The organism is Bacteroides sp. D22, assembly GCF_000163675.1.
GTDB classification, from domain to species: domain Bacteria; phylum Bacteroidota; class Bacteroidia; order Bacteroidales; family Bacteroidaceae; genus Bacteroides; species Bacteroides xylanisolvens.
In genome coordinates this window covers 196,362-209,945 of sequence record NZ_GG774799.1, presented here as the reverse complement: position 1 = coordinate 209,945, position 13,584 = coordinate 196,362, and the positions used below count along the sequence as shown (strand labels likewise).

Here is a 13,584-nt window from a genome sequence, read left to right as displayed (position 1 = left end):
CCGTTTACTATAAATAGAGCCTCTGTTCGGATCAAACAGAGGCTCTATTTTTTTACCAGTCCATATCTTCTATTTCCCGTTCCCGGTACAGCAGAAGTTGTTTGCGAAGCGAACTCATTTCGCGTCTCATATCTTCCATCTTTTCCAGTAAATGATGAATGGCATCGATACCTTCCATATTGATGGATAAGTCGTAGTACATTCTGCTGTAACGCTCCACGTTCGGGAGTTCCGACAAAAGCAGATAATGTTCGCCGCCTTCGGTATGTACGTTAATCAAACCGCCCTCTTCCAACAAATCGATGAATGAAGGCTCAATATGACATTTGTGACAGTATTCACTGACAATAATTAATTCGGTCTGCATAGTGCTCATTCATTTTAGTTCATACTCTGTAATTGACGGAACAACTCTTTCTGTTTGTCGGTCAAGTTCGTAGGAATCTTGACGGAATAGGTCACAATCAAGTCACCGAATTGTCCTTCCTTCTTATAAACCGGGAATCCTTTACCTTTCAGTCGGACTTTCGTACCGTTCTGCGTTTCCGGCTTTATCTTCAGTTTCACTTTACCGTCCAGCGTGTCGATCACTTTCTCACCTCCCAATACAGCAGAGTAAAGGTCTACTTCCACATCTACGTACAGGTCGTCGCCCAGGCGTTTGAACACCGGGTCTTCGGCTATCACGAACGTAATGTACAAGTCGCCCGCAGGTCCTCCGTTGACACCTTCGGCTCCGTAGCCCTTCAGTTTGATTACCTGTCCGTCGGCTACACCGGCAGGGATGGTGATACGCACTTGTTTACCATTGACGGTCAATATCTGCTTATGCGTTTGAGCAGCATCACGAAGGGAAAGATGAAGTTCGGCATTAAAGTCCTGTCCGCGGAATCCCGCAGAGCCTTGTCCTCTTCCTCCCCGATGTCCGAACATGGATTCGAAGAAATCTGAAAATCCACTGGCATTGCCACCGGAAAATCCCTCTCCATCGGAACTATACCAATAACTTCCGTTACCGTCAGAGAAACCTTGACCTGCACCGCCGAATCCGCCGAAACCTCCCGCACCGCCAAAGCCTCCGGCTTGTTGCTGTGCACGTTTCTGCGCTTCGAATTCATCGGCATGCTTCCAATGTTCTCCGTACTCATCATACTTTTTACGTTTCTCGGGGTCACTCAGTACTTCATTGGCTTCGTTGATTTCCTGAAATTTATCCTTTGCACTAGGGTCATTAGGATTCAAATCAGGGTGATATTTCCGGGCCAACTTACGAAAAGCCTTTTTGATATCATCCTGAGAAGCACTTTTGTCTACTCCAAGAATCTTGTAATAATCTATATAGGCCATGTTTTATGAATTTAATCGTTCATACATCATACGGCAAATAACACGCCAATCACGCTTTTGGATGCAAAAATTAACAAGGATTAATACCTAATACTTAATACTTGATATTCCTCTTTTCCAGCATCTGGAAGTCTTGCTTCTTCATACCCAAATCATCCAGCGGACGGGGTTCGTTGTGATCGTTCAGATAAACTCTCGGTTTTAGGACGTAGTGCGGAGCCGTTACAGATTGCGAATCATCCCGGTAAGGAGTTTCTATTCCGGCTAAAGACAACATGGTCGGGAAGAAAGAGCTGCTGGAAGAAACATTCTTATCCTTATTATCAATGGCGGTATCCCAGTATTCGGGATAGGTTTCAAGGTAGTTGTCGGACATCCAGATGAGGAACGGCACGTGAAGTTGATAATAAGAAGGTACGGGAGAAGCGTGGAGGAACAGATGGCGGGAATCGTCGAAAATATCCTCACCATGATCGGAAGTGTAGAGCATGGCGGCATCTATCTGCTGTTTTTCCAACATGTGGATAAGGCGTGACAAGAAACCGTCCGTATAACGGATGGAGTTGTCATAGGCATTGACCAGGTTATCCCGGTATTTTCTTTCTGCTTCCATCGGATAATCGGGCGTAAAGAAAGCACTTTCCGACGGGTAACGTTCGCGGTAATTAAAGTGAGAACCGTAGGTATGGAGCACGATAAATTGTTTCGTCGCACCTTTAGCCAGTTCCTGCTCCACCAATTTCAGAAGTTCGTCGTCAGAAGGATTATAGGAGGAACTGACAGAATCTTCTTTTATAAAATCGTACGTATCGGCTTCCATTCCGAAGAAGTCAATAAACGAATGGTTGTAACGTTGGTTGGAGAAAAAGGCTGTCCGGAAACCTGCCTCTTTAAAGGCAGTGATGATTCCCTTCTGATGATAGATAGAATCGTAGTTGCAGGCGGTAGCGTCCGACATCAACATGGGGACACTTTTATGTGTCGTATTCGACTCTGTCAGTACTTTCGGGAAAGCAATCAGACCCGATTGCCGGGATAAAAGCGGGTTTGTTTCACGTTCGTAACCATACAGTTGCCAGTTCAGGGCACGGGAGGTTTCTCCTACGACCATTACGTATACTTCCCGTTTCTCTTTCGGATGCGTAGGCAGGGCATGGAAAGTAAAGTCCTTCGAAGTACGGTGATAATTCTGCGTCAAGGCGGTTCGTTGGAAGGCTAGACCTACGTTATAGCATACGTTCAGCGGATATAAATCGGACTTCAACTCATATCCCGGGTCCTGCATATATGCTCCGACAAGGCTAAGGAGGGAGATTCCAAAGACTATGGAGGCTCTCTTCCGTTCTCTGCGGATAAATTCTGCCGTGAGTTTCCGCTTGCGTACAATTGAAATGGTCCCTAATATCAAAGCAGGTACATAGAGTACGATGACAGCAATAATGGCAGGTGTGAGGTTATCAAGCAGTTCGAGGGCTTCACTCGAATTGGTAGTCACCAAGTTCAAAAACATATCGACAGCGATAATGGACTGGCCGAACAAATAAAGCAATACAATCTGAAAGGCTCCGAAAAACAGGAACAGGAATAAAATCCAAAGCATCTTGCCACAGTTTCTCGACAAAGTCATCAACAGATAATAGCAGCCGAAAGGCAAAAGCACATTACACACCTTTGCCATCAACGGCAAAGGCTCTGTCAAACAGAGCACAAGGTTGGGTACTATCAAGATGAAGAGGAACAGATAAAACAAATGTTCCTGATTCTCCAACCAATTCTTTATATTCTTAAAAAGCTTCATTGATATTAAAAATAAGTCCGGTCTGGTGTTTGCCAAACCCTAAATCCAAACGTACATTTACTCTCTTCTTAAACTCCCAACGATAACCGAAACCATAATTAGGCAGAATATGTTTCGGAGTAAACTCGGAGAGTCGTGGAAAAATCGTTCCCGCTCCTGCCCATACTGCCACTCCATTCCGTTTCCAGACGTGTTGCCGGAGTTCTATTTGCGCATCCATTGCTCCTTTATCCCGATAGCGTCCTTCGTAATATCCGCGCATGGAGTAAGAGCTTCCCAGCGTTGCCATCAATCCCCACGGGGTATCGCCATAGGTGAGCAATGTGTGGAATTGTCCTGCCAGCACTCCGCCTTTCCATACGGGCTGATAATAGCTGGTAGTCAGTTCGGTGCTGCTAAACGCATATTTATTGCCGAGAAAAGCCGGGCTGAATCGCTGGTCTATCCGCAAGTAGTAGCCGTGAAATGCATTTGTCAGGAAATCACGTGAATCGTAAAGGAGGGAAAGCCCCAAGCTGGTATTGGTGGTCCGGGCCGCCATTCCTTCCCATAGTTCCGGTTTATCAAAGTCCCGCCCGTCAATATAATCGAATATGGCCATCGGGCCGATGTAGAAGTTCTTTGCCAGCCGGAACATAAAATCGACTTTCACCTGTGCTTGAAAACGTTTATAGTCGCTTTCATTATCAGAGTTGGCTCCATTGTCATATCCCCGTCCCCAATACAGGCTGGGGAAAGAATAGAAATAGAGATTGTAATTCAAGCGGTATTTGTCTTGCGGAAACAGATGGTTCCCACGGACTCCCAACAGGTAGAAGCCGACCGTCGACACATCTCCGTAAAGAGAGACATTGGAGGGAGGAAGAAGCGAATCGTTCCGATCGGTGCGATATAGTCCGGCTGCCACCAGTCCGAGTCCGAACTTGGTGTCACTGGAGTAGTGAGGACCACCTATCACACTGAAATCAAACTTTTTATTCTTTTTTTCCTTATTGGCGTCATTGAAGTAATCAAGAAACTTTTTAAAGAAGCTGCGCTTTGCCGGAATGGAATCTTCCATGGTTGCAGATATAGAATCCTCCGGCAGTTCAATTTTAGTAGAATGCAGCTGTGCGCCCAACGGGGTTTGTGTCAACAACAAAAGCGCGAATATGATTAGCCTGTTCTGTCTAGTATTCATAATCATAAGAAGTAGAAAACTTTGCGGACAAAGTTAGTTTCAAACTTCTTATTACAACAGAGTTTCAGAGGCTTTTGTTGTCCTGAATTTCCTTTTTAACGTTTCAAAAGTCCTATAAACTCGTCAACATCTTCTTCTGTCGTATCAAAAGAAGTTACCAAACGGATTTCATCCTTCTCTTCGTTCCAGAAATAAAAGAAATAAGACTCCAGCATCCGGTCGATAACCGGGCGGGGCAGGATGAGGAATAGTTGGTTGCTCTCGGCTTTTTGAGTAAAAGTGACTTCGGGCAGTTTCTCTAATTCCGCACGAAGTTTGGCAGCCATCGCATTGGCGTGGCTGGCATTCTTCAGCCAAAGGTCGTCAGTGAGGTATGCCGTAAACTGGCAAGAGAGGTAACGCATCTTCGAAGCGAGCTGGGCGGATTGCTTACGGATGAAACGGGCTTCCGGTTGCAGGTCTTTATTAAATACAATCACGCACTCTCCCATCATCAGTCCGTTCTTCGTTCCGCCGAAACTAAGAATATCGACTCCGCAATCCACCGTCAGTTCTTTAAGGGAAAGATTCAGGGCGGCACAGGCATTGGCTATTCTGGCTCCGTCCATGTGTACATACATACCATTCAGATGGGCAAAGTCAGTCAGGCGTTTCAACTCTTCGGGAGTGTAGATGGTGCCAAGTTCGGTACATTGGGAGATGTAGAGAGCTCTGGGTTGCGAATGGTGCTGATCGCCGAAACCGTGCAGGTAAGGTTGCATTAATTCCGGGGTAAGTTTACCGTCGGAAGTAGCAATCGGACGAATCTGACAACCTGTCATTTTCACGGGAGAGCCACACTCATCTACATAGATATGAGCCGTTTCCGCACAAAAGATAGAATGATACGGGCGGGTCATCAGTTGCAATGCTACCACATTGCTGCCTGTTCCGTTGAATACAAACAAAGGGACACAGTTCGGGGTGAAGGTTTCTTTGATCTTCGCTACGGCTTCTTCTGTCCATTTGTCATCGCCATATCCTAAAGAATGGTCTATATTGGCCCGGTTCAAGGCTTCCATTACCAACGGATGCACACCGGAATTATTGTCAGAGGCAAAACTTCTCATTGTTTCTTGCATTTTAATTCGTGGTGCAAAGTAACAGAATTATTTCCGGAAATCAATTGAAAGGAAGATACATTAAAAGGAAAAAGGATAAAAACGAGAATCTCCGAAGGACTGACCGGGCTGTCATCCCTCCGGAGATTCTGCTGTTTTCGTTAAAGTGCCAAATTCTTTTAGCCAATATAAACATTCACACAGAGATATACATAGAGTTCTTCATCACACTGATCGAACTCAATCTTGCTCTCTCTTGACAACCACCCTAAAGCGGCACCCAGCTCTTTATCTTTCAACCCGGATTTTCTCTTCAGAAGTCCGTAGCTCCACTTCTCGTTATTGCTAAGCAGTTGCCAAACCTTACCGGCATTTACACCGATTTCATTTCTATTCATTTTTCTAGAGTAATTAAGAGGTTTAATACATTAGGTTAAGATTTCGCCTATAAAGATAACAAAAGGATATTGCATTTGTTTATACGTCTTTACTAAAAAGTTGTTACAGAATTATTTTTAACATAAAAGCGGTGATGTGTCCCGACACAAAGGCGTTATTAGCATATGTTAAATTAGAACTTTTCCTTGCAGACATCTGTTATTACATAAAAATCAATCCTAAACCAATTACAGCTATGGCAAAAAAAATAGCAGAACAACTGATAGATACTTTGGTTAAATCCGGAGTTGAACGTATTTACGCCGTAACAGGCGACAGTCTGAATGAGGTAAACGAAGCAGTCAGAAAAAACGATCAAATAAAATGGATACATGTGCGCCATGAAGAGACAGGAGCGTATGCCGCTGCTGCAGAAGCACAACTGACCGGCCATCCGGGATGCTGCGCGGGAAGTAGCGGACCGGGACACGTTCATCTTATCAACGGTTTGTATGACGCGCACCGTTCCGGGGCACCGGTAATCGCCATCGCTTCTACGATTCCTACCGGAGAATTCGGTACGGAGTATTTTCAGGAGACGAATACAATCAAACTTTTTAACGATTGCAGTTATTATAATGAAGTAGCCACTACTCCCAAGCAATTTCCACGTATGCTCCAATCGGCCATACAAACGGCTGTCACCCGTAAAGGGGTGTCCGTCATCGGGCTACCGGGAGACTTGGCAAAGGCTTCTGCCGTCACTGTCGACTCGTCGGTCCGGAACTATCCTGCCCCACCGGAGGTTTGCCCGTCGGAAGAAGATTTGGCTCAATTGGCCGACTTATTAAACAAACATACACGTATCACTCTTTTCTGCGGCATCGGTTGCCGGGGAGCTCACGAGGAAGTGATCGCGCTTTCCGAGAAGCTGAATGCTCCGGTGGTATATACTTTCAAAGGAAAGATGGAGGTGCAATATGAGAATCCGTATGAAGTGGGTATGACGGGATTGTTGGGAATGCCTTCGGGATATTACAGTATGCATGAAGCTGAAGTACTTCTCATGCTCGGCACTGACTTTCCGTATTCTGCTTTCCTGCCGGATGACATCAAGATAGCCCAGATTGATATAAAGCCCGAACGTCTGGGACGTCGTGCAAAGGTGGATATCGGACTTTGCGGAGACGTCAAACTTAGCATCCAGTCTTTATTGCGTATGCTGAATCCGAAAACGGATGATTCTTTCTTACTGAAACAACTCAAAAGATACGAGGGAGTAAAGAAGGATTTGGCCGCTTACACAGAAGATAAAGGGGACGTAAATAAGATTCATCCCGAATATGTGATGTCTGAAATAGACAAACTAAGTTCGGACGATGCTGTGTTTACGGTAGATACGGGAATGACTTGTGTATGGGGAGCACGTTATCTGCAAGCAACGGGCAAACGGCACATGCTGGGTTCCTTCAATCATGGTTCGATGGCAAATGCGTTGCCGCAAGCTATCGGTGCCGCGTTGGCTTATCCGGATCGTCAGGTGGTTGCGCTTTGCGGAGATGGCGGATTATCGATGACTTTAGGAGACTTGGAAACCGTTGTACAATATAAGTTGCCGATTAAAATCATCGTATTCAACAACCGTTCATTGGGAATGGTGAAGTTGGAAATGGAAGTAGACGGACTGCCGGACTGGCAAACGAACATGTTGAATCCTGACTTCGCCCAAGTGGCCGAAGCAATGGGAATGACCGGGTTTAATGTCAGTGATCCGGAAGAAGTGTTGACTACTTTATTGAATGCATTCGAGTTGGATGGTCCGGTACTTGTTAATATCATGACCGATCCGAACGCACTGGCCATGCCTCCCAAAATAGAATTCGGGCAAATGGTGGGCTTTGCGCAGTCAATGTATAAGCTGTTAATCAACGGCCGTTCACAAGAAGTGATTGATACGATCAATTCTAACTTTAAACATATACGGGAGGTATTTTAAGTTATTCTATTTTTAATATTTTCATTATCTCTCTCAAAGTATGACTTGCTATTATTGTCTATTACAATAAGGTAAGTCATACCTTTTTATAGTCTATCTTGAGGTGATAATCATTTTATTTTCTTATGTTTGTAATCATCAAAAAGTAAAAACACATGGAAAAGACCGACTCTTCGCCTTTATCCCGACAAGCACTGTACGCTGATAAAAAACAATGGAATCAATTCCTTTCTGTTTTTTTATTGGCAGTGGGCGTTGGTTTTACAGTGGCAGGCATTATCTTCTTTTTTGCCTACAACTGGGATGAATTACCTAAATTTGCAAAGTTAGGAATAGTAGAGGTGTTATTAATAGCTTCTGTCCTGCTCGTTACATTCACCCGTTGGAATAAGCTCGTCAAACAGATTCTTCTGACCGGCGCTACGTTCCTGATAGGTACGCTTTTCGCTGTCTTCGGACAAATCTACCAAACGGGAGCCGATGCTTACGATCTTTTTCTGGGATGGACTCTTTTCACCATTCTCTGGGCGGTTGCTACCCGTTTCGCTCCGTTGTGGCTGACGTTCATCGGATTACTTTGCACTACGATATGGTTGTACAATATACAGATAGCTAATACCAACTCTTGGGAAATGACTTTGTTGGCCAATGCAGTAACCTGGATATGCGCCTTGGCAACGATCATCACGGAATGGATGAGCACAAAAGGTCATTTGGACAGAAACAATCGTTGGTTTGTCAGTCTTCTTTCACTGGCTACTATTCTACACACCAGTTTTCTGTTAATGATGGCAATCTGCGAAGAGAGCGCCATATTGTCTGTTCCCCTCATAAGCACTGTCCTTCTATTTTCTGCGGAACTTTGGTATGGATGGAAAGTAAAAAGCTTGTTCTATCTGGCTATCATCCCATTTGCCGCATTAATGATTCTATTGACTACATTCATATCACAAAGCAATCTTAGGGATGTTCAGATATTCTTCTACGGAGGAGTTATTGTCATCACCGGAACAACTTTGCTCATTTACATCATTCTTCATCTAAAAAAGCAGTGGTATGGCACAGAAGCATAACCTCACTATTCAAGTCGTATCCATTATCGGGGGAATCCTGACGGCTATTTTCTTTTTGGGATTTCTGGCACTTGCCAGAATCCTCCGCTCCGATATTTCTTGCTTGATTGCCGGAAGTATATTAATTCTCACTACGCTAACAATCAGCCGCATGGTAGTCCGGTCTTTTCTGGATGCAATGAACATCACTTTATACATAGCCGGATGTGTATTGATTGGCTTCGGTATAAATGCCAGCATTAATCTCCTCTTCATTACACTTATGGGAATCAGTATTCTCACATTCTTATTATCAAGAGGATTTATTCTCCCCTTTCTTTCAGTCATTCTGTTTAATATATCTTTCTTCGGAGAAGCTGCCCATGTCTTTTCTTCGTTTTATCCCTTGCAAATAGCCGTAGTCCCTATCCTTGGAGTATTTCTATTTACCAACATCTTTGAAAACAAGTTGTTTGAGTGTATAGGAACAGAGAATTACCTTTCCAAATACAAATCATTTCATTTCGGATTATTCGTATCCGGTATCGTCTCACTGGGAGGATTATCAATCAATTACATGATATCAGAAACAAATAGTTGGCTTGTGTCCTGCATACTGTCTGTTTGTATATGGATCGGAATTCTTATCATGGTTCAACGAATCATGCAGGTCATGAAAGTGGATCATCCGGTGAATCAGGTTGGTATCTACATTCTTTGTATTGTTATCTGTCTGCCTACCGTGTTTGCTCCTTATTTATCCGGTAGTTTGTTACTGATTTTAATATGTTTCCATTATGGTTACAAAGCGGAGTGTGCTGCCTCGCTCCTTCTCTTTATCTATGCTGTTTCCAAATATTATTATGATTTGAATTTGAGCCTGCTTACCAAATCCATAACGCTTTTCTTCATCGGAATTGCATGTATTACAGCCTGGTATTTCTTCACTCAAAAAAGAACAAGACATGAAAAAGTATAGCCGAATATTGATTATCGTAAACCTGATACTGCTATTGGGGTATTTCAACTGGTCGGTTTATCAGAAAGAGCAAACCTTGAAAGACGGACAGTTGGTTTTGTTGCAGCTAGCCCCCGTCGATCCCCGCTCTCTTATGCAAGGAGACTATATGAGACTTAACTACAAGGAAGCCTCATCAAATCTGCCAGATGAGCAAACCGACACACGCGGTTATGCCATACTCCGAACGGACAGTAATCAGGTAGGAGAAATTGTACGATTACAAAACACGTTGGAACCTGTAAACGACAATGAGCTAGTCATCAGATATAAAATAATAAATAGACGCCTCTTCCTCGGCGCCGAATCTTTCTTCTTTGAAGAAGGACAGGATACTCTTTATCAAAAAGCCGTATATGGCGGACTGAAAGTAGATGATAAAGGGCAAAGCTTACTCGTGGGATTGTATGATGAGGACTTTCATCTTATTCAATCCGATAAATAAAGACTAATAAGAAAACCCGGACTTTCGCAAGCCCGGGTTTTCTATATTCTCAAAACGTCTCCTTAATCTATAGGGAAATAAGGGACTAGCAAATTGGTTTCTAGTGCAAATAAGGAGACATTATGAAATAAAGAAAAGGGATACCTGTGGGAAATAAGGGAGGTATCCCTTTCTATAAGAAGAACAGAATTGGAAGGATTGACTTTCACAAGCCAAATCCTTCACTCTGTTTCTTCTCGGCGTATTCTTCACACAAGGTGAAGAAGGGTTTTCTTTTTATAGTTACTTAGTTAGCTCCATCAGCTTTCATTACTATCGGACATTTAACTTCTGTAACAGCTCCCCATGTATCTGTAATCTTCACTAAGGCATAACCTTCAACTTTAGATGCAATGGATAGGGTAGTAGCTTTCAATTGTACAGTTAATTCACCTTCAAACGCAACGGGAGTAGAAGTTGCCCCGGCTATTTCAGCATATTTGGCAATCTCTGAACTTAGTTCTATAGTAACATCTGTAACTCTACTATCTCTACTACTTGTCTTAGCAATTGTTACGGCAACGTCTTTTACATCTTTAACAGTAAAATCAGCAGGTTTAATCTTGAATAATTTTTCAGATTCCTTTATTGACAATACTTTAGCTTTACTAGCAGCAATATCAGGATGTGAACCTTCTTTGATTGCAGATCTTACAGTTAAGTTAAACTCTTTAGAAATTGTAGCCAAACGTTTATTTCCAAACGGCTGGTATGCAATGGTCATACGACGCGTTGAATATACACCATCATTCTTAGTTGATTTGTACAACGGAACTGCAATTACAGAGTTTGTTTTGTTAACTAACCAATTTGCACCCATTTCCGGATTATCATCAGTACCAAAGTTAGGAGCTTTCTCATCAAAAGATATATGTCCCTTATCTTCAGCGCTCATTTCATCAAAGAGTGCATACAAGTCTTGATTTACAACTGCATTAGATTTACCAGGGGTACCATAAGCAATAGCAGTTTCAGAACTTGTGAAATAAGCACTTAACGGTGTAAATGCAAATATACCTGCATTCTTAACTTCCACTTTCACATTTACCTTCTTAATTACTTCATCTCCCAATGTTGGTTGATAGTCCGGATTAATAATTTCCAAAACAGCATTATGCATTACAGCTGCAACCATAGTCGGATTAAATTGGAAGGCAATCTTATATCCTGTAACTTTACCTTTATTATCTGTTATAGTAACAGGTTGCGCACCAACAAGATCAATAGAACCACTTTCATAAGCATACTCATTGCCATTAACAGAAATCTTATCTCCAGCAGCAAATCCAATGCTCTTCAATCTTACAGTAGGTTTCTTCTTGCCAGTAAACTCTTTGTTCAGAATAGCGAATAAATCATCGGTTGAGTTAACAACAAGATCAGAGGTATTATTTGAAGGATCTGTGGCATCTGCACCCTTAGTCAGATTCCAAACAACAGCATCAGCGATAGTAATATCAGCACCCGTGTCATAAGTAAAGTTCACTGTAAAGGTTTTAGCATTACCTCCTTCAACTTTTGTACCGTCTGTTTTCAAGTAATTAACTTTCACTTCAATAGTACCTTGTTTTGTAGGTGAGGAAATAGTATTTGTAGCTTCGTCAAATACAGCACCAATAGCTTCCAAATCAGCTTTTTCAATAGAATAATAATGAGCTGCAACTTTGGACAATTCAGCAGCAAACAATTCATCAAGTTTTGCAGATGATGTATAAACCACATCTACTTCTTTATTAGTAATATCCAAAGCCTCATTTTTAGCAATAACCTTCACATCATAATTTGATATGATGTTATTTCCCCAAGCATCTTTAGCACGTAAAGCATAAGCTATCGCTTTATTATTCAAGTTATTATCGGCTGCTTTATCAGCAATCAAAGAAACTGTAAGATCATAAATTCCCTGATTCCATTTCTTTTCGCCATCCGCACGGGTGGTTAAAGGATTTTCAGAAAGATTCTTTTCTTTTGATAGAACTGTATAACAAACCTCCCCATGAGAATTAATCAATTCAACAGGATATTCAGAGAAGTCAACACTAACCGGATTGATTAATGCATGCATTACAGAGCTATTTGCACCAACTAAAGTAGTAGCTTTTTCTGTAGAACCATAAGTTACATTATGGAACTTAACAGTAGTACCTTTAGCCAATATACCATAATACATTGTTACCTCACTCATACCTTCACTAATTTTTCCATCAGCAATTGACACAACAGTCATGCTTGACAATTTATCAGCTGTTGGCAATATAATAGTTTTATCAGTATAAGTTCCATCTTCATTGAGTGCACCGACATGAAGTTCCCATGCTGGTCTGTCCGCTGCTTCAACAACATATACACTTGTTTGGGCATAATCTCCACGTACTAATTTGCCCTTAGTTCCATCTTCATTTACAGCATTGATATCCCAATAACACCAATAACCATCTTCGTCAATGAAAGGAGATACTCCGTCTGTACCTGCAGCCTGAGAACCTTTTACAAATTTGCCGGCGGCATCATCATAATAATACCAGTATCCATCTTCAATATAAGGAGACTTGCCATTTGTTCCTTCCGTGACTTCGCCGCGGTCGCCTTGTGCTTTATCTCCTTTTACGAAACCGCCCTTTCCATCATTAGCCTTATCATCCCAAAAATACCAATAGCCTTTATCACCATTAGTTCCATCCGCGATGTAAGGTGAATGTCCGTCTGTGGCTTTTGCATACCATCCGGTACCTTTTTTATCAATCAACCATTCTCCGGTCTCCGGATCAATAGTCACTTTCGATCCCGGAGTTCCCTGTCCACCAGCTACTCCCGGAGCACCTGTATCACCCTTGTCACCCTTATCACCTTTAGCACCATTTATGATACTATAAGATTTTCCATCGTTAAATGTTACCTTGAATCCACCAGTAACAGGTTCTACACTCTTCACCCAATTACCAGCATCTACAAATTTCTGCAGATCAGCGATGCTAGCCTTATTAGCATCAATCTGTGTTTGCAGATTGTCAATGTCATCATCGTAGTCTTTACAGCCTACATAGGTGACAGTAGAAAGTGCCAGCGCCCCGAAGAACATCACTTTTACAAATTTTCTTTTCATAACTACTTAAAAATTACATTAATAATATATTATTAAACACTAAGTTTCAATAATAGCATGCCCGTTACTTTGTAGGTAACGGAAGAACCTTTGTCCTGCTCTTCGGGAGTAGTCAATACTGAAAAACG

The 13,584-nt window shown here is 42.4% G+C and carries 11 protein-coding genes; 4 read left to right on the top strand and 7 right to left on the bottom strand.

All coding sequences use genetic code 11. The features are described from left to right. Positions 1-52: 52 nt before the first annotated feature. From HMPREF0106_RS18485 to HMPREF0106_RS18510, 6 genes are all read right to left on the bottom strand, one after another. Positions 53-367, bottom strand: a complete 315-nt coding sequence (locus tag HMPREF0106_RS18485; RefSeq protein ID WP_008025905.1) for a chaperone modulator CbpM — start codon at positions 365-367, stop codon at positions 53-55. Positions 368-381: 14 nt separating this feature from the next. Further along, on the bottom strand, positions 382-1,347 hold the full coding sequence (locus HMPREF0106_RS18490; RefSeq protein ID WP_009039290.1) for a DnaJ C-terminal domain-containing protein: 966 nt from the start codon (positions 1,345-1,347) through the stop codon (positions 382-384). Positions 1,348-1,441: 94 nt separating this feature from the next. Then, positions 1,442-3,145: a phosphoethanolamine transferase gene (locus tag HMPREF0106_RS18495; RefSeq protein ID WP_009039289.1), complete on the bottom strand. Its 1,704-nt coding sequence runs from the start codon at positions 3,143-3,145 to the stop codon at positions 1,442-1,444. Continuing rightward, entirely contained in the window at positions 3,132-4,331 is a 1,200-nt protein-coding gene (locus HMPREF0106_RS18500; protein ID WP_009039288.1) for a BamA/TamA family outer membrane protein, read from the bottom strand. The genes HMPREF0106_RS18495 and HMPREF0106_RS18500 overlap by 14 nt, the downstream gene beginning before the upstream one ends. An 89-nt stretch (positions 4,332-4,420) precedes the next feature. Further along, positions 4,421-5,434: a threonine aldolase family protein gene (locus tag HMPREF0106_RS18505; protein ID WP_032851077.1), complete on the bottom strand. Its 1,014-nt coding sequence runs from the start codon at positions 5,432-5,434 to the stop codon at positions 4,421-4,423. A 170-nt stretch (positions 5,435-5,604) separates the two neighbouring features. Continuing rightward, positions 5,605-5,823 carry a winged helix-turn-helix domain-containing protein gene (locus HMPREF0106_RS18510; protein ID WP_004301053.1) on the bottom strand — a complete coding sequence of 73 codons (219 nt, stop codon included), beginning with the start codon at positions 5,821-5,823 and terminating at the stop codon, positions 5,605-5,607. A gap of 236 nt (positions 5,824-6,059) precedes the next feature. Here HMPREF0106_RS18510 and HMPREF0106_RS18515 point away from each other — a divergent pair, with 236 nt between their 5' ends. The 4 genes from HMPREF0106_RS18515 to HMPREF0106_RS18530 all read left to right on the top strand — a co-directional run bounded on the left by HMPREF0106_RS18515 (position 6,060) and on the right by HMPREF0106_RS18530 (position 10,314). After that, the gene (locus HMPREF0106_RS18515) at positions 6,060-7,799 is read left to right on the top strand and encodes a thiamine pyrophosphate-dependent enzyme (protein ID WP_032851109.1); all 1,740 of its coding nucleotides are present in this window, start codon (positions 6,060-6,062) and stop codon (positions 7,797-7,799) included. A gap of 155 nt (positions 7,800-7,954) precedes the next feature. Beyond that, positions 7,955-8,872, top strand: a complete 918-nt coding sequence (locus tag HMPREF0106_RS18520) for a DUF2157 domain-containing protein (RefSeq protein WP_009039285.1) — start codon at positions 7,955-7,957, stop codon at positions 8,870-8,872. Next, positions 8,856-9,830, top strand: a complete 975-nt coding sequence (locus HMPREF0106_RS18525) for a DUF4401 domain-containing protein (protein ID WP_009039284.1) — start codon at positions 8,856-8,858, stop codon at positions 9,828-9,830. Before HMPREF0106_RS18520 ends, HMPREF0106_RS18525 begins: the two co-directional genes overlap by 17 nt. Further along, the gene (locus HMPREF0106_RS18530) at positions 9,817-10,314 is read left to right on the top strand and encodes a GDYXXLXY domain-containing protein (protein ID WP_004314003.1); all 498 of its coding nucleotides are present in this window, start codon (positions 9,817-9,819) and stop codon (positions 10,312-10,314) included. Before HMPREF0106_RS18525 ends, HMPREF0106_RS18530 begins: the two co-directional genes overlap by 14 nt. 286 nt (positions 10,315-10,600) lie before the next feature. Here HMPREF0106_RS18530 and HMPREF0106_RS18535 read toward each other — a convergent pair whose 3' ends face one another. Beyond that, on the bottom strand, positions 10,601-13,456 hold the full coding sequence (locus tag HMPREF0106_RS18535) for a PL29 family lyase N-terminal domain-containing protein (protein WP_032851076.1): 2,856 nt from the start codon (positions 13,454-13,456) through the stop codon (positions 10,601-10,603). Positions 13,457-13,584 lie beyond the last annotated feature (128 nt).